Annotated in this window: 11 protein-coding genes and 1 pseudogene; 8 read left to right on the forward strand and 4 right to left on the reverse strand. The window is 51.3% G+C overall.

What is annotated here, in order from left to right:
• Positions 1-44 precede the first annotated feature (44 nt).
• Positions 45-2891 carry a discoidin domain-containing protein gene (locus C2M17_RS12120; protein WP_105201014.1) on the forward strand — a complete coding sequence of 949 codons (2847 nt, stop codon included), beginning with the start codon at positions 45-47 and terminating at the stop codon, positions 2889-2891.
• 56 nt (positions 2892-2947) lie between these two features.
• Here C2M17_RS12120 and C2M17_RS12125 read toward each other — a convergent pair.
• Positions 2948-4101: pseudogene (locus C2M17_RS12125) on the reverse strand (chorismate mutase).
• Between the two features lie 456 nt (positions 4102-4557).
• On the opposite strand from C2M17_RS12125, the gene C2M17_RS12130 reads away from it, so the two are divergent.
• Positions 4558-7563 carry a bifunctional diguanylate cyclase/phosphodiesterase gene (locus C2M17_RS12130; RefSeq protein WP_105201015.1) on the forward strand — a complete coding sequence of 1002 codons (3006 nt, stop codon included), beginning with the start codon at positions 4558-4560 and terminating at the stop codon, positions 7561-7563.
• 45 nt (positions 7564-7608) lie between these two features.
• On the opposite strand, the gene smrB is transcribed toward C2M17_RS12130, so the two are convergent.
• Positions 7609-8172, reverse strand: a complete 564-nt coding sequence (gene smrB / locus C2M17_RS12135; RefSeq protein ID WP_105201016.1) for an endonuclease SmrB — start codon at positions 8170-8172, stop codon at positions 7609-7611.
• An 87-nt stretch (positions 8173-8259) separates the two neighbouring features.
• Here smrB and prmB point away from each other — a divergent pair, with 87 nt between their 5' ends.
• The 6 genes from prmB (at position 8260) to C2M17_RS12165 (ending at position 14105) form a co-directional block, all read left to right on the forward strand.
• Positions 8260-9195 (forward strand): 50S ribosomal protein L3 N(5)-glutamine methyltransferase, encoded by a 936-nt coding sequence (prmB, locus tag C2M17_RS12140; protein WP_105201017.1) that lies wholly within the window; start codon positions 8260-8262, stop codon positions 9193-9195.
• Between the two features lie 41 nt (positions 9196-9236).
• Positions 9237-10337, forward strand: a complete 1101-nt coding sequence (gene aroC, locus C2M17_RS12145) for a chorismate synthase (RefSeq protein ID WP_105201018.1) — start codon at positions 9237-9239, stop codon at positions 10335-10337.
• An 85-nt stretch (positions 10338-10422) separates the two neighbouring features.
• Positions 10423-10977 (forward strand): elongation factor P hydroxylase, encoded by a 555-nt coding sequence (locus C2M17_RS12150; protein WP_105201019.1) that lies wholly within the window; start codon positions 10423-10425, stop codon positions 10975-10977.
• A complete protein-coding gene (locus tag C2M17_RS12155) occupies positions 10967-12097 on the forward strand; it encodes an ATP-NAD kinase family protein (protein ID WP_105201020.1) in 1131 nt (376 codons plus the stop codon). Before C2M17_RS12150 ends, C2M17_RS12155 begins: the two co-directional genes overlap by 11 nt.
• Positions 12097-12375, forward strand: coding sequence for a YfcL family protein (locus tag C2M17_RS12160; protein WP_105201021.1), 279 nt, complete (start codon positions 12097-12099; stop codon positions 12373-12375). Before C2M17_RS12155 ends, C2M17_RS12160 begins: the two co-directional genes overlap by 1 nt.
• Positions 12376-12548: 173 nt before the next feature.
• Complete coding sequence (locus C2M17_RS12165; RefSeq protein ID WP_105201022.1) at positions 12549-14105, forward strand: AbgT family transporter; 1557 nt, start codon at positions 12549-12551, stop codon at positions 14103-14105.
• Positions 14106-14171: 66 nt separating this feature from the next.
• Here the strand turns inward: C2M17_RS12165 and C2M17_RS12170 are convergent, their stop codons facing one another.
• Positions 14172-16772: a TonB-dependent receptor plug domain-containing protein gene (locus tag C2M17_RS12170; RefSeq protein ID WP_105201023.1), complete on the reverse strand. Its 2601-nt coding sequence runs from the start codon at positions 16770-16772 to the stop codon at positions 14172-14174.
• A gap of 326 nt (positions 16773-17098) precedes the next feature.
• Positions 17099-17581, reverse strand: coding sequence for an SsrA-binding protein SmpB (gene smpB / locus C2M17_RS12175; protein WP_105201024.1), 483 nt, complete (start codon positions 17579-17581; stop codon positions 17099-17101).
• Positions 17582-17676 lie beyond the last annotated feature (95 nt).

Below are 17676 nucleotides of genomic sequence, written 5' to 3' on the forward strand. Positions count from 1 at the left end.
TCCAGCTTCGGGCGGTGCGCATCAGTAAAGAACAAGGTAGCAATATGAAAAAGTCTAATTTTATCAAAGTGACATCGGTGCCCTTGGTACTGTGCACTGTGCTAAGTGGCTGCGGCGGCAGTGATGATCCTAACCCTCAAGACGTCCCGGTTACTGCGGCAAGTACGGCCGCAGAGCTGGCAGGCTCAGTGGTCAAAGGGACCTTAAGTGGCGCGCAGATAAGTGTGGCCAGCCTAAATGGCACCGAGCTTGGCATCGATGCCGAGGCCATGACGGATACCCAAGGGGAGGTGTTTTTCACCGTCACGGGCGCACCAGGATTTGGTATTAATACCACGGTGAAGGTGACAGCCAGCACCACGGCGCAATCGAGTATGGTGTGTGATGCGCTCATGTGTGGCGATGCGCAAATTGCCCAAGAGCTAAGCGGCGACGCTCTTGTCGGTGCGCAGCTAAGCACCTTGGCTCAGGTGAGCGTGCCCTATGGCAATCAGGCCGATGGTGAGGCGGATGCAAGCATGCAGGTCAACGCCCTGACCACCTTGGCGACGTTTTTGGTGGAGCAGGAAATTGCCAACGGTCGCAATGTCTCCAGTGCCGAGTTGATGGCGCTGGCGCAAGCGGATATGTCAGCCTTACTGCTGCGTATCATGGGCTGGCAAACCAATAACACCAATGTTTTTGAAACGCCCGTGGTCAGTGCCCATAGCCTGGCAAACTTTCAGGGGGCCGAGCAATGCGAAACCAATGAGGCCGGTGAGCAGCAGTGCCAGACTCCATTAATCGATGAAGCCAGCATTAAATTGTCATTACTTAACGCCGCCTTTGCCGAGCTGAATAGCGGCGAAACCCTCGCCGCTAATTTGGGTGCTGCACAAGCCGATATCAGTGCGGCCTTGGCGGATGATGCCGAGGCGCTCGAGCGTTTTCGCCAACGTCTGTTTGATGCTATTGAACGGCATCCCTTGAGCGCTGAGTTAGGGTTCAGTGGTGCGTCTATTGTTGATTTAACCTTGCCCTTGTTTGATGAGGCAAGTAGCACAGGGCCGCTTAAGGAAGTGAGCACGGTGCAAACCATGCTGGATGCCACCATCAGTGCCCGCAATGCCATCAGTGATGCGGAAAGCGCCGATAAGGCCTTCGATAATGACGTGCAAACCAAGTGGCTCGACCATAATGATTGGCAAGGTGCGCCAAGTGTAGAAGATCCGTCCTGGGTGCAGGTGGACTTTGCCGTGCCACAGGCGATCAGCAGCGTATTCATTACCAGTGCCAACGACGCCCCGGCGCGCGACCCGGAAAATTTCGATATTCTGGCGTCCAATGATGGTGGCCAGAGCTGGCTAACCCTAGCTACCGTTGTCGGTGCCACCTTTGATGAGCGTTTTGAGCGTCAGGAATTTGCTTTTGCCAACGCTCAGGCGTACGCCAGCTACCGTATCAATATCACCAAGAATCAGGGCAATGATGGCTTGCTGCAACTGGCCGAAATCGATTTTGTTGGCCCCGTGCATATGAGCGTGGACCACAGTGATGACCCACAAGCGATCGCCTCGGCCCGCAACAGCATAGGCGATGCAGAAAACCAGGATAAGGCCTTTGATAATGACCCAACCACCAAATGGCTGGATCACAATGACTGGCAAGGTGCGCCCAGTGACGCGGATCCGTCCTGGATTCAGCTCGACCTCAGTGCTCCAAAAGCGGTTAATGAGCTGGCCATTACCAGCGCCAACGATGCCCCGGAGCGCGATCCGGAAAACTTCTCGCTGCTGGCGTCTAATGATGGCGGTGAAAGCTGGATAACCCTGGCAAGCTGGGTCGGAGAGGCCTTTGATGAGCGTACCGAGCGCCGTACCTTCGCCGTGGCCAATCAACTTGCCTATAGCAGCTATCGCCTGGAAGTAACTAAAAATAAAAATAACGATGGCTTGCTGCAACTCGCCGAAGTGGAGTTGATTGGTCCCGAACTTGAGGGCTTGGATCACTCTGTGAGCGATGGCGCCAGCTACAGTGCCCGTTTTAGTATCAGTGATTCCGAGAGCGCGGCGCAGGCCTTTGACCGGGATGTGAGCACCAAGTGGCTGGATCACAATGACTGGCAGGGCGCACCCAACGAGGAAAACCCGGCGTGGATCCAGGTGCAGCTGGCCGAGGCGCAAGCCGTGAATGAGCTGATGATCACCAGTGCCAACGATGCGCCCGAGCGTGACCCGGCGAGCTTTTCGCTGTTGGCCTCGAACGATGGCGAAACCTGGCTGTCATTAGCGAGCTGGGCAGGGGAGGAATTCTCCGAGCGCTTAGAGCAACGTAATTTTGCCCTGAGCAATGGCTTGGCCTATTCGCATTACCGCCTGTCGGTAAGTGCCAATGCCAACAATGATGGCCTGGTGCAAATTGCCGAGGTGGGCTTTATTGGTCCCCAGTATCAGTTGCAGGATTTAACCGAGCTGCCTGGCACCCTCTTTAGTGCGCGCTCTAGTATTGGCGATGGCGAAAATCAGGATAAGGCCTTTGATAATGACCCAAGCACTAAGTGGCTGGACCATAACGACTGGCAGGGCGCACCAACGGCTGAAAACCCTTCCTGGATACAGGCCGACTTTAGTGCCCCTCAGGTTATCAGTGAAATCGTCATTACCAGTGCCAATGATGCCCCAGAGCGGGATCCGGAAAACTTCAGCCTGCTTGGCTCCAATGACGGCGGCGAAGCCTGGGTGGAAGTGGCATCCTGGGTCGGCGAGAGCTGGGATGACAGACTTCAGCGGCGTGCCTTTAGCTTTAGCAACGGCTTTGCCTATAGCAGTTATCGCGTGAGTATCAGTAAAAATGCCAATAATGATGGCCTGGTACAAATCGCGGAAATCGAGTTAATTGGTCTTGCAAATTAACCTGCCCACAATGCAAAAGAGCCAGAAGTCATAACTTCTGGCTCTTTTTTTAGGTGTTAATTCACTTCCACCGCCTGCAGTGAATCGCTTTGATAACACCCCAGGATGCGTACAAACTGGGTGTGATCTTTTAGGGCCTCAAGAGCGCGTTGCACCTTTGGCTCCGCCAGATTGGCAATTAAATCCACATAAAACACTTCTTCCCAAGGGTTGCCAGGAACCGGACGTGACTCAAGTTTCACCATGTTAATGCCATGCTCCTTGAACACCATGAGCGCATCAGCCAATGAACCCACATGCTGCTCCGTGGCCATAATCAATGTGGTCTTGGTCGGTATTTGTGTTGAAACCTGCATGGCTTTACGCGCCACAACGATAAAGCGACTGTGGTTCTCACTTTGATTAGCAATGCCGGTTTTTAAGACCTCCAGACCTAAGTGCTTGCCAGCTTCCGCAGAGCCGATGGCGCACTGTTATCACAATTAAGCGCCGCCTTCATGGCGCTGGTGGTGGAGTCACAGTTTTCCAGTTGTACTTCATTTAGACCTTGAATAAAGCGACTGCACTGGGCAAAGGGTTGGGGGTGGCCGTAAAGCTTGGTAATGTCGCCCAGCTCGGTGCCGGGTTTAACCAAGAGGCAGTGCTCCACCGAATGGGTGACTTCGCCAACAATGGAAACCTGGGCGTGCTGGAGCAGGTCGAATACCTCGTTGATGCTGCCCGAGCTGGTGTTTTCAATTGGCAGCACGCCGAAGTCGGCTTGACCTTTTTCCACCGCGCCAGTGATTTCATCAAACTGGGCGCAGCCCATCTCGACCAGTTTACCGGGACGGCGACTGAAGTATTTGTGCACCGCCAGCTGGGAGTATGAGCCCTGGCCGCCAAGGTACGCCACCCGATTGGTCTCGCCCAATACCTCTGGGTTGAGGTTTTGCTGCAACATGGCTTGCTGGTGCAGTACCGAGTCTTCGAGCACCCGCTGAAACACGCTGTTGATATAGTAGGCATCCAGGCCGAGCGATTTACCATAGCTTATCAGCTTTTCCAGTAACTCCTGCTCTCGCGCTTCATCGCGAATGGGCTTGTTATTGGCGATTTTATATTCCACCACCGAATGGCTGATGCGGCGGCGTTTTGCCAATAAAATCAACAGCTCAGAGTCGATTTCATTGATGTCTCGGCGCAGTGCCAGGAGCGTATCATTGGTCATTATTAGGTTTCCTCATTCCCAAAACGAAAAAGGCCTCCCGTTTGGGAGGCCTTAGCATGTGTGTGAATCTCACGTACTCGCTCGCGCCTCCCTAACAAGGGTGGTAGATAAAGAAGCGAAAAAATACGAAAGAGATAATGTTCATGACTTCAATCTACTGGCTTGGGCGGTTAAAAGTCAATAGGCCTATGGTGGTTATTTGGTAATTATTTGCAGGTTCATCTCTCCTAGTCATTATCGCCTAGTAAACCTTATAGAATGCAGACTAAGGCATTAATTTATTTGGGTGTTTATTCCGCAAAAGACTATATTATTCTTGTTGTTAATTCTTTTATCTTAGTTGTTACAAGGTTGGCTGATAATTAACGCCAAAAGAGCTATACATAAACGCTGTGACTGTTATATTTGCTAGCCAGCTAAAATAATAAAAACCAGATACTTAAAAAAGGATCGGCTGTGGTCTATAGGCGTCCGCCATCGCGATTTGGCATACACTCGCTAAGCATAAAGCTATCGGTATTGATCTCAGCTATATGCTTGATCGCCGGTATTTTTGCTGCCGTGTTTATGCTCAAATCCGAGCAAAAACAATTGATGCTCCAAGAAAATGAGCAACTGACCCAATACAATGCCCGATTTAGTGGTCAATTTGGGCAATTAATTGATAGTAAAATCAATATTGCCGAACAAGCTAATGCGGTGGTGGCCAGGGAGTTGTTTTCTGGCGAGCTTGAGCGCAGTGCATCGACGCCGCATTTTATTAGCAGCGATGAGCCTCTCCTGCGCAGCAGTACCCGTGATGGCGTGAGCGCTGCGGTAATGCCAAAAGCCAATTACTCTCCTTATTATCAACAATTGTTTACCCATTCCGAGCAACTTTGGCGGGTTATTTCGCCAACTTTGCTGCAAGAGTTTGCCAATTTTTACTTGTTAACCGCCGATGGTTTTATTCGTATTGCGCCTTCAACCTGGGCTATGGAGAGGCCGGATAATTATCGCACCCATGATGCGATTAATTTCAATCGTGTTGGCCCAGAACCAAACCCCAATAGGCTTACGCTATGGACACCTGTGTATTACGACACTGTGAGTCGCAAATGGGTGGTCAGCATAGTGACGCCCATTTATCAGAACAATGAACATCTAGCCCTAACCGGCGCCGATATCGAACTTAGCAGTTTGCTGCGTTTCTTGCCCATGGACGATAAGCAACAGCAAGTGTTCGTGGTTGATGGCCAAGGCCAGTTGTTGGCCCATTCGAGCCTGGATGAGGCAACATATCAGCGTTACGGCCGTGAGGGGCGGGTGCTGCGCCTGTCCGACTTTATTACCCCCCAACTGGCGGAGTTAGTCGGCAAGGCCTTGAATTCAGGCCAGTCGAGCATGAACGAGCAGTTTGAATATGAAGGGGATCAGTACCTGGGCACCATGAGTAAGCTTGAGGGTCTCAACTGGTATGTGGGCATGTATCGTAAGCAATCGAGTGCATTGGAAGCACTTGAGGCGTTACAGATTAAATTCTTAGCACTTTTTATTCTCTACCCGATTTTGGTCGCCTTGTTGTTACATCAGGCTCTATATCAACTGGTGCTGCGCCGTATTCATCTGCTTGTAGATGCGGTCTCCAGTTTTGCTAAAGGCAAGATGGACACTGAATTTCCTCCCGAGGGCAAGGACGAAATAGGCGTACTCAACGGCTCTGTTAAAGACATGAGCGTGGAGCTGGCCAACACCATCACCGGCCTTAATCAGCGTATTAAAGAAAAAGACATTGCCGAGCGGGCCGCCAATCGTTTGTCCAAGGCGGTGGCGCATTCTGGCACCGGGGTATTGATCACCAACTATCAGCTGCAAATCGAATATGTAAACCCGAAAATGTTGGAAATGACCGGCTTTAATGAAGAGCATTTTACCAATGGCAAATTACTGAACGTGATAGCCAAGGAAATGGCAATATTTAACGACGATATCGAATACGATTTGCGCACCCGCAATTATTGGCGTGGCGATACCATGTTGGAGCAAATAGACGGCAAGGCGCTGTGGGTGTCTCTAAGCGTGTCACCTATCCGCGATGAGGAAGGGGGCGTAAGCAGCTATGTGGTTTCGGCGCAGGATATCTCCTTTGTGAAAGAAAGCCAGCGTAAAATGGAACAACTGGCCTATTTTGATACCCTGACCGGTCTGGCTAACCGCACTTTCTTCCGCATGCAGCTGCGCAAGTCCATGGCCCTGGCCGAGCGAGGTCACTACGCCTTTGCATTGTTTTATTTCGACCTTGATGAGTTTAAGCGCATTAATGATACCCTGGGTCATGACAGCGGTGATCAACTTTTGGTCGAGGTGGCCAATCGTTTGAAAAATCGTTTGCGTACCGAAGACACCATAGCCCGTCTTGGTGGCGATGAATTTGCCGTGCTGCTCAGTGGTATTGAAAGTCACGAGCGCGCTAGAAACGTAGCCCACACCATACAGCACACCTTGAATCAGCCCATTACCCTGGGCAATAACGAGGTGATCGTCAGTGCCAGTATCGGCATTACCATGGCGCCGGATGACAGCAGTGAGGAAGACCAACTCCTTAAACATGCGGACCTGGCCATGTATGAGGCCAAGGCCAAGGGCAAAAACACCTATCACTTCTATTCCAGTGAGCTTAACGCCGCCGCCAACGAACGCCTGTATATTGAAAACGAGCTACGCCAAGGTATTCGTGACAGCCAATTCCATCTGAATTATCAGCCTCAGGTTGATAGTCGCACCGGCAAGGTGCTGGGTTTTGAAGCCTTGATCCGTTGGACGCACCCGACACAGGGCGCCATTTCGCCGGTGAAGTTTATCCCTATCGCCGAGGCCACGGGCTTGATTGTTGAGCTTGGCGAATGGGTGCTCCATGAAGCCTGCAGGTTCTCCGCACGCCGCGCCCAAGCTGGGCTTGAAGCAAATGTTTCGGTGAACTTATCGGTGCGCCAGTTCCAAGATGCCAATTTGATCCCTAGTCTTGCCAGTATTCTTGAGCAGACCAAGGTGGCTCCCAAAAATCTGCATTTGGAGCTCACAGAAAGTATGCTGATGGGGGATGTGGGTACCGCCATTTCTCAATTGCATGATATTAAACGCCTGGGCGTGTCGATTTCCATTGATGATTTTGGCACTGGCTATTCATCGCTTAACTACTTGAAACGCTTCCCTGTTGATGTGCTTAAGATTGACCGCTCCTTTGTCCAGGATATTCCGGATGATCCGAACGATATGGCGATCACCGCGGCTATTATCGCCATGGCGCAAAAGCTGAATCTCAATGTGGTGGCCGAAGGCGTGGAAACCAAGGAGCAGATGGAGTTCTTAAAAGCCAATAACTGCTTTGTGGTGCAGGGTTATTACTTTAGCCCGCCGCTGTCGGAACAGGCGGTGGCCGAGTTGCCAGAAGTTATTTCCGGCTGCGAGGCGACGACCGAATAAGGGCGTTCAAGGGGCTCTTACGAGCCCTTTGCTATTGGCAGGGCACTACAGCAGTGGACTGATATCCACGGGTAGGTCAATCAAAATTAATAAGGCACCCTTGCCACCGTATTCCAGCGGCGCCTGGTGCATGGCAATAATATCCGGATGCTGCACAAGATATTGAGGTACCTTGTGCTTTAAAATGCGCTCGCCAATGCCATGTACCACACAGGCGCAGGACACATGCTGCTTTTTGCAGGCACTGATCAGCGCCGCCAGTTCCAGCTTCACCGTTTCCTTGCTCATGCCGTGGCAATCCAGGATAAGCTCAGGTGCATAATCCCCGCGACGTAACTGTTTAGCCAGATATCTGTCTTCACCTTCTTTGACATAGCTGACCGTACCCTGGGTATCTATATCGGGAATGTACTCATCGGAAAAGTAGAATTCGGTTTTGCTTTGGCGCTGCACCTGTTGGCGCTCGCCTATGTGCTTTTTTTGCCCGCTTGTCAGACGCACTGTGTCGTTTTTCACCCGCTTGGTCGTGCCTATGCTTTGGCGAAATAAATCGATGTCGTCTTGTGATAGTTCGGCGTTGTCCGAACTCGGAGATTGGTGTTTTTTCATGGCCGAGATTTTAGCCAAAAAAAGCGTAAAAACCTAGCGCTAAACACGCTACAATGGCGACATTATTAGCTGAACTAGCAACAGAATATGAACGAAAACCTTATTAGCGACGCTGAACTGCAAGAAGCTCAGCAGGAATTGCATAGCGTTAGTGATTGGCTACGCTGGACCACCAGTCAATTTAGCGCCCATGGTATTTACTTTGGCCATGGTACAGACAATGCCTGGGATGAAGCGGTGGCACTTATTTTACCTTCACTGCACTTGCCTATGGATGCGCCGCAAAACCTGCTTGGCAGTCGCCTGACCAGCACCGAAAAAGCACATTTGAGTGCGCTTATCGCCAGACGCATTAATGAGCGTACGCCTGTGGCCTATTTGACTAATCAAGGCTACTTCGCTGGCATGCCGTTTTATGTCGACGAGCGAGTGCTGGTGCCGCGTTCGCCTTTTGCCGAGCTGATCAGTGAGCAATTCTCTCCTTGGATTCAACACCCTGAGCAGATCACCCGCGTACTGGATATGTGTACCGGCTCAGGTTGTATTGCCATTGCCCTTGCGCAGGCCTTTGACAATGCCTTGGTGGATGCTGTGGATATTTCCCCGGATGCCTTAGCTGTGGCCGACATCAATATTCAGGATTACCAGTTAGAGGATAGAGTCATGCCGATTCTGTCTGATGTCTTTAGTGGCGTCGGCGATGAAAAATACGATCTTATCGTTGCTAACCCGCCTTATGTGGACGCCGAAGACATGGCTGACTTGCCAGAAGAATTTCATCACGAGCCCGAGCTGGGTCTGGCCTCTGGTGAAGACGGCTTGGATGTAACCCGTGAGTTACTGGCCAAGGCTTCTGCCCATTTGACCGAGCAGGGCTTGTTATTTGTTGAAGTAGGCAACTCTATGGTACATATGGATATGCTTTACCCCGATGCGCCCTTTACCTGGTTAGAATTTGAACACGGTGGCCTTGGGGTATTTATGATTTCGAAAGCGGATCTTGACGCTTACTTTGGGCAATAAGACTCGCTGACTTTTCGCGCCATTTGGAATGAGGATGAAATATGGCAGGTAATAGTATCGGGCAGCTGTTTCGGGTGTCCACATTTGGTGAGAGCCACGGCCCCGCCTTGGGTGGGGTGGTCGATGGTTGTCCCGCCGGTTTAGAGCTTGATGAAGCGGATTTACAGGGCGATTTAGACCGCCGTAAACCGGGACAAAGTCGCTACACCACGGCGCGTCGTGAAGAGGATAAAGTGAAGATCCTCTCCGGCGTGTTTGAAGGACAAACCACGGGTACCAGCATAGGTTTGTTGATTGAAAACACAGATCAGCGCTCCAAAGACTACAGCAAGATCAAAGACGTGTTTCGTCCTGGTCATGGTGATTACACCTATTGGCACAAATACGGTATTCGTGACTATCGTGGTGGTGGCCGCTCATCGGCACGGGAAACCGCGATTCGTGTGGCCGCCGGTGCTATTGCCAAAAAATACCTTAAGCAATTCCATGGTATAGAAGTCAAAGCCTGTTTGTCACAGCTTGGCCCCATTAAGGCCGAGCAGTATGACTGGGCACAGGTCGAGCAAAATGCGTTTTTCTTCCCAGATAGCAGCAAGCTTGATGCTCTGGACGAATATATGCGCGATTTGAAAAAACAAGGCGACTCTATCGGCGCCAAGGTCAAGGTGGTTGCCAGTGGCGTTCCCGTTGGTTTGGGTGAGCCTGTGTTTGACCGCCTCGATGCGGAACTGGCTCATTCGCTGATGAGCATCAATGCAGTTAAAGGCGTGGAAATCGGCGACGGCTTTGCGGTAGTCGAACAAAAGGGCTCGGAGCATCGCGATGAGCTGACTCCCGAAGGTTTTACCTCTAACCATGCCGGCGGCGTGCTCGCGGGCATTTCCACCGGCCAGGATATTGTTGCCAGTATTGCCCTTAAACCAACCTCCAGCATTACCGTGGTGGGGCAGAGTATCAACACCAGCAATGAAGCGGTGGAGATGATCACCAAGGGTCGCCATGACCCCTGTGTCGGCATTCGTGCCATTCCCATTGCCGAGGCCATGATGGCCATCACCCTGATGGATCATCTGTTGCGTCAAAGGGGGCAAAACCCTGATGTGCAACTTGAGCATGGGCCCATCCCGGGGCAAAGAGCCTAACAAAAAGCGTAGCCCCTGGGCTGCGTTTTTACTTTAGCGACCAAAGCCCGTACAATCGCGCTGTGTTTTAGATTTTCCCTTAGTTATGCATCAGGTTGACGAACTCATCACGCTCTTTGAGCGCACATTTTTTGCGAGCCATAACACCCGCTTGGTACGAGGCGATATTGAGCCTATTTATCTGCCCGCCGATGACGAGTGCGACTTTCATCGCATCGTTTTCGCCCACGGTTTCTATGCCAGTGCCCTGCATGAAATAGCCCATTGGCTGGTGGCCGGAGAGCGCCGCCGTCAATTGGAAGATTATGGCTACTGGTATTGCCCCGACGGCCGGGATAAGGCGCAGCAACATGAGTTTGAAAGTGTCGAAGTGCACCCACAGGCCATTGAATGGGCGCTGTGTTTGGCCGCCGGATTTACCTTTAACGTCTCCGCCGATAATCTTGGCGGTGAGCAGACCTGTCGCTTCTCCTTTCAAAAGCGGGTCTATGATAAACTCCAGACCCTGATAGAGCAGGGCTTTAACGGCCGCACTGAGCAATTGCTTAAGGCGCTGGCACAGCATTATGGTCAAGCTTATCCGCTGCGCCGAGAGCAGCTACAATGGCAACCTCCAAAGGAACTAGATTATGCAGTTTAAGCTGGGTTTTATTATCAATCCTGTAGCCGGCCTGGGAGGCGCGGTGGCTCTAAAGGGCAGTGATGGTGCCGATACCGCGGCCAAAGCCATGGCCCTTGGGGCCGAGCCCAAAGCGCATCTGCGTGCTCGCGCGGCGCTTGAGCAACTGGTGCCTTATCAAGAGAATTTAACCATCTATACCGTCAATGGCGGCATGGGGGAGCAGGTGGCCCGCGATCTTGGCTTTAATGTTGAGGTGGTGTATCACAGTGCCAGCCCAACTACGGCACAGGACACAGAGCATGCGGCGCAGTTGCTTTGTGAGCAGGGCGTTGACCTTATTTTGTTTGCCGGCGGTGATGGCACCGCGCGCAATCTTTGTCATGCCATTGGTGAGCGAGTACCTGCCTTGGGCATTCCCGCCGGTTGTAAAATTCACTCCGGCGTCTATGCCATCACCCCCAAAGCGGCAGGCCGTGTGGTGGAAATGCTGGTCAAGGGCGAACTGGTCACCCTCAGTGAAAGCGATGTGATGGATATAGACGAAGATGCTTTTAGGGCCGGAGCGGTGCGCGCCAAGCGCTATGGCGAGCTGCGGGTGCCAAGCGAGTTGCGTTATGTGCAGGCGGTGAAAAACGGCGCTGGCAAAGAAGTAGACGAGCTGGTGCTTGCCGATATCGCCGCCTATGTGGTCAGCGAAATGGATGAAGACTGGCAATATATTATTGGCTCCGGCTCAACCGTGGCCGCGGTAATGGAAGAAATGGGCCTGGACAACACCCTGCTTGGCGTTGACCTGGTAAAAGACCAGGAATTAATTGGCCGGGATATGACGGCGCAGCAGTTGCTCGAGGCCTGTAAAGACCAGCCGACTAAGCTGGTGATCACCCTGATAGGTGGTCAAGGTCACCTATTTGGTCGCGGCAACCAGCAATTGAGCCCGGCGCTTATTCGCGCCATAGGCAAAGAGAATATTATCGTGGTGGCGACCAAGAGCAAGCTACAGGCCCTTGAAGGTCGGCCACTGATTTGTGATACCGGCGACAGTGCCCTGGACGACGAATTATCCGGTTATATCCAAGTAACCACAGGTTTTAATGACCACGTGCTCTATGCCGTGGGCCACAATGAGGAGCAGTAATGCCTTATTCAAACTATGTAGACGCGGCACAGCGTTTTTTTGACGACCTGGTTGAGCATGCCGATGACGACCAGCTTTTTGCCGGCGGCTATTTGCGCGGTCACTTTGATTTGGCCGTGGGCTATGCCCAAGTAGAAAACCTGGCTCTAAGCCCACAGGAGCTAAACGAGCAAATCGAGCAGAGCCTGGTTAAGGCCTATCATAATGGCGAATTAACCGACACAGATCGCGACCATGTAGTGGTGATCTGGGAGCAGGTGAAAGCCCTGGCCAGCTAAGAGCCAAGGATTTCTAGTTTACAGGCATTAGTTCGTTCTAATGCTTTAGCATGTAGCCTTTATGTTAATTTTCAAGTAGGCTGCTTGTTGTTATTCACTCGGGCCCAGTGCCCGAGTGACTGTTTTTAGGTTATACCAATTCTGTTAAGTGAATTGGTATTAGGAGTCACAATATGAATAATAATAACGGTGACCAGCAAGGAGCTGCACCAGGCGGCGCAATCGCGCGCTTCCTTAACACCATAGAGCGAGTGGGGAATAAACTGCCGGATCCGGCGATGATCTTCCTCTTCGCTATGTTACTTATCTGGGTTTTATCCTGGGCCTTCTCGGGCGTGACCTTTGATGTTATCGACCCACGCACTAAAGCCCCCATAGTGGTGAATAATCTGCTTACTGGCCAGGCCTTGGCGGGCTTTTTGGCTTCCATGGTTACAACCTTTACCAGTTTTGCACCCTTAGGCGTGGTACTGGTGGCCATGCTGGGTGTGGGTGTGGCCGAGCATTCCGGTTATATCAATACCGGCATTAAGTTAATGCTTAAACGCACACCTAAGGCGCTGCTGACGCCCATGGTGATCTTGGTGGGTATTGTTTCGCACACAGCCACAGATGCCGGGTATGTGCTGGTAATACCGCTTGCCGGGGTGATCTTCTATGCCATGGGGCGTCATCCCTTGGCGGGTATTGCCGCGGCTTTCGCCGGGGTAAGTGGCGGCTTTAGCGCCAACTTTATTCCATCGGGCATAGATCCCTTACTGCAAAGCTTTACCCAAAGTGCGGCGCAGATCATCGACCCGAGTATGGAAGTGAACCCGCTTAACAATTATTACTTCACCTCACTGTCGAGCATTTTTATCGTGCTGGTGGGTTGGTATATCACCGACAAAATTATTGAGCCGCGTCTGAAAAGCTCAGAAGTGGACGGTAATACCGATGAACTGCCCGCCTTTGATCAGGCCACGGGTAAAGAAAAGAAAGCCTTTTTAATCGCCACCGGCGTTATGCTGGCCGGCTTGGCCTTGTTAGCCTATGTCGCGAGCTTAGATACGTCACCGCTGCGTGCCAAAAATGGCAATCTGGCGGATTTTAGTGCGCCGATTATGCAATCCATAGTGCCGCTAATTTTCTTGCTGTTCTGGATACCCGGAGCGGTCTACGGCTTTGTTGCCGGTACCTTTAAGAGCTCCAAAGACATGATTATGGCCATGACCAAGTCCATGGAAGGCATGGCCTACTATATAGTTATGGCGTTTTTCTGTGCCTTGTTTATTGCCGCCTTTGCGCAGTCGAATCTCGGCGCCTTGTTAGCCATTGAAGGGGCTGCGGTACTTAAGTCTATGTCGCTGCCAAGTGGGGTGACCATAGTCGGTATCATCTTCTTAACCGCCTTTGTAAACCTGTTTGTAGGCTCAAGCTCGGCGAAATGGGCACTGCTAGGACCTATTTTTGTGCCTATGCTGATGCAGCTGAATATTTCTCCGGACTTAACTCAGGCCGCTTATCGCGTCGGGGATTCCAGCTCTAACATCATTACTCCGCTGATGCCTTACTTCCCGCTGGTAGTGGTCTACTGTCAGAAGTATGTTAAAAACACAGGTATAGGTACTCTGATTGCCATGATGCTGCCTTACTCCATCGCTTTCCTCGTAGGCTGGAGCCTGTTCTTACTGGCTTATTGGGGTCTGGGTATTCCGCTGGGTATTCAAGCTTCATATACCTACGGCTAACTAGCTCAGGTATCACAACGCAAATAAAAAGGCCGCTATTTAGCGGCCTTTGTCGTGTTTGGCGTATTAGTTAAAGCGCCATGTCAGGTTGGTGTAGATATAACGACCACGGGGGTTGTGTACCGATGATACATAACCGTAAAGGTCGGAATCGCCATCACCAATAGCGAACGGTGGCTCTTCGTCGAAGACGTTGTTCATGCCCACAGAGATACGAATATCGTCATTGAAGTTATAAGCACCTTGAATATCTACCAGGGTGTGCGAGTCAACGTCACGTGATTTCTGGGTGTCAAAATCAAGGGCACCGTCGAAATCGATATCAGGAGTATCTTCAAACGAGCCGACGTAACTGATGTTCATGTTGACATTGAAGTCCTGGAACTCCCAGTTGGTGGCGAATAAACCACGGTGACGCGGGTACTCGTACTCGCCAATATATTCACGGCCATCTTTGTTGAACTCGTGCATATATGACCACTCAAGGTTGAACTTGAGCAGACCCATGTCGTCCATATCCATCTTATAGTTGGTGGATATATCGATACCCGAGGCTTCTTGCGAGGAGACGTTTTCAAACGTGCTATGCACCTGTTGGATCACGCCCAGGCTTTGGCCTGCAGCAGGAGGAAGGCGAACACACACAGTGCTGTTTTGGTCGTTACAGTGAGTGTTGTAAACACTACCGAAGTCTTGCTCGTCAATCTTATTGTCTTGCTCTATGCTCCAGATATCTACTGAAAGTCCGAACTCGTTAACAGGCGCCCAAATAGCACCTAGGTTCCAAGATTCCGACTCTTCCGCTTCCAGATCCGGGTTACCGGCAAACTCGATGTTGTAGTCAAGTAAGTCACAGTCTTGGCCCGTGGCCTGACAACGATAGGTATCAACGAAGAATTGGCTCTCTTCCGATGGACCTAAGCCAATTTGTGCCAATGATGGCGCTCGGAAACCCTGAGCCCATGAGCCACGTAAAGAGAACTCGCCGTTTGGTGCCCATTTAAAGGCGACTTTCGGGTTAGTTGTTGAACCAAAGTCGCTGTAGTCATCGTGACGACCAGCAAGTTGTAGCTCAAGCTGATCGCTTAGCGGAATTGAGAATTCCACATAGGCTGCCCACTGGTCGCGTTTCGCTGCTGCTGATACCGACTCGGTGCCGAAGATCAAGCCGCGCTGGAATTGATCATCCGGTACGTCGCTGACGTCTTCTTCACGGTACTCAAGGCCTGCCGCCATCATTACCGTCTGCTCGTTAAACTCAAAGGCTTCACCGCTGATGCTGGCATCGAATGAAGTCATATGCGACTCACCGCGACGTACCAGGCTGGTGGTGATACGGTCGATAACTTCAGCTGAGTTCTGTACACCGCCGAAGGGGTTATAGTTACCGGCATCGATTTCCTGCTGTAGGAAGTCAACACGAACCCAACCCATGGAGCGATCACCGCTTTGCTCGGACTTACTGCGACCTTTTTGTGCTGCTACTTCCCAGCCCCAGTCGTTGATTTCACCGCGCAGACCTGCAACTAGGCGCAGGGTGTCTGATTCTATATCCCAGCGGCGCGGTCCGGCATCTACGGTACGGTAACGACCGATCTCAATGTCTTGACCAAATGGGTTATTTGGGTGGCTACCTGGAACCGTTAGGCCCGCATCTTCATCTAATGGCGTGGGTGCACCAGCGGCTTTAGAGGAGTTGTGCTGGGCGGCGATTTCCATAAAGGCGGTGATATCGTTATCGAATTTATAATCGAATTGGGCGATGGCACCCACTCGCTCGGCAGGCGGGGTAATAAAGCCATAAGGGCCGTAATCGAATAAACAGCTACCGCTGGCGGTGGCGCTGTCGGCTGGGCAATCTGGGTCAATGGTTTTCACGCCATCGACGTAGAAGTAACCCGGAAAACCGCGTGATGAGCGAAAATCCATACCACCGTAAGGTGATTGGTTGGCCGTGCCTAAGGAGCCCATTTCATCGGATTCAAGGCCGGTGTTTTTGAAGTAATCGAGAATAACCGAGGCGCTGCCTTTGGCGCTGGTGGTACCCCAGACCACACTGGCGGTGGTTTCTTCATGGTTTGGTCCCGTGGTTCCACCATAGCCGAGGTTGACCTCTATGCCTTCGATGTCCTTTTTCAGGACCACGTTGACTACGCCGGCCACCGCATCGGAACCATAAATGGCCGAGGCGCCGTCTTTTAAGATATCGATGCGCTCGATGGCCGACACTGGGATCGAGTTGATATCAACGAAAGAGTTGGTAATGCTCTCGGCGAAGGCACTGATAGCAACGCGGCGACCATTGATCAGCACCAAGGTCGCATCTGGGCCCAGACCACGTAAGCTCACCGCGGCACCACCATTGGCGGTTGAATCCTGGTTATTGCCGCGGGTCGAGAAGGTACCATTACCGGCAACTGGCATACGCTCTAGCAGCTGTTGCAGGTTGTCGTAACCCATATTGGCAATGTCTTCTTTGCCGATACTTTGTACCGGTGAAGGGCCTTCCATATCGGTACGTTTAATACGTGAGCCGGTAACTTCGATGCGTTCGACTTTTTCTGTGGTTGCCTCTTCGGCTTGGGCCTGAATAGACACGGATAGCGCGCCGGTGCCTAAAGCCAAGGTGAGTGCCGTGCCAAGAGCACTGGGTGTGAACTTTCTCATCCTGAAATCCTTATTATTATCCCTGTGGGGATTTTTCATTGTCATAATTATCTACTGCTAAATATCCACGTAGGAGTGTAGTAGAAATTTAGTAGAAACATAGAATTAACATTGTTAACAAGGATAAAGCAATGCACCTTTTGGTTGAATCTGTAAAAAAGCGTGTAGATTATTTTACGATTACGGGGGAAAGGCAGAAAGGGCGGCGCTTGTGGGCGCTACAGGCGAGGGGAATGCAATATTTTGTTACTAGGTTGTGGCTCTAGGCAATGGCTCTAGACAGGTTGGCAGGTAAGGGGCATAAAAAAAGCGAACCTGGGTTCGCTTTATTTTGCCTTGTGCTTTAGGGTTCGCTCTTTTTCGCGGGCCCAGTCCTTTTCTTTGGTATCGGCACGCTTATCGTGCATCTTTTTACCCTTGGCGAGGTAAAACTCCAATTTCACCCAGCATTTTTTCCAATACATGGCGGTGGCAATTAAAGAGTAACCTTCGCGCTCGGTAGCGCCGATCAGCCGGTCAATTTCACGCTTATTTAAAAGCAACTTGCGATAGCGCATGGGATCGCAAATGGTATGGGTTGAGGCGCTGTTCAGGGGTTGGATTTGGCTCCCCAATAGGTAGGCTTCCCCGTTCTTTATATGAATATAGGTTTCGGAGATATTTACCTTACCGGCGCGAATACTTTTCACTTCCCAGCCTTGAAGCTCAAGGCCGGCCTCGAATTTATCGTGTAAAAAATACTCATGACGCGCTTTTTTGTTAAGCGCGATGGTATTTGAGGTCGATTTTGCTGTTTTTTTCTTTGCCATAGTGGCGCCATTATACTGATTGTATGTGTATTTACACCAGTTTTTTATTACCTGCTTGGAGCTTGATGCGGGGTCTGATATTAACCCTATACAGC

This window comes from Pseudoalteromonas sp. T1lg10 (genome assembly GCF_002964545.1).
GTDB lineage: Bacteria > Pseudomonadota > Gammaproteobacteria > Enterobacterales > Alteromonadaceae > Pseudoalteromonas.

Bases quoted from the DNA above. Each gene is read 5' to 3' on its own strand.
- C2M17_RS12120 (WP_105201014.1), top strand. From the start codon at position 45: ATGAAAAAGTCTAATTTTATCAAAGTGACATCGGTGCCCTTGGTACTG.
- smrB (WP_105201016.1), bottom strand. From the start codon at position 8,172: ATGAAAAAACACCAATCTCCGAGTTCGGACAACGCCGAACTATCACAA.
- prmB (WP_105201017.1), top strand. From the start codon at position 8,260: ATGAACGAAAACCTTATTAGCGACGCTGAACTGCAAGAAGCTCAGCAG.
- aroC (WP_105201018.1), top strand. From the start codon at position 9,237: ATGGCAGGTAATAGTATCGGGCAGCTGTTTCGGGTGTCCACATTTGGT.
- C2M17_RS12150 (WP_105201019.1), top strand. From the start codon at position 10,423: ATGCATCAGGTTGACGAACTCATCACGCTCTTTGAGCGCACATTTTTT.
- C2M17_RS12155 (WP_105201020.1), top strand. From the start codon at position 10,967: ATGCAGTTTAAGCTGGGTTTTATTATCAATCCTGTAGCCGGCCTGGGA.
- C2M17_RS12160 (WP_105201021.1), top strand. From the start codon at position 12,097: ATGCCTTATTCAAACTATGTAGACGCGGCACAGCGTTTTTTTGACGAC.
- C2M17_RS12165 (WP_105201022.1), top strand. From the start codon at position 12,549: ATGAATAATAATAACGGTGACCAGCAAGGAGCTGCACCAGGCGGCGCA.
- C2M17_RS12170 (WP_105201023.1), bottom strand. From the start codon at position 16,772: ATGAGAAAGTTCACACCCAGTGCTCTTGGCACGGCACTCACCTTGGCT.
- smpB (WP_105201024.1), bottom strand. From the start codon at position 17,581: ATGGCAAAGAAAAAAACAGCAAAATCGACCTCAAATACCATCGCGCTT.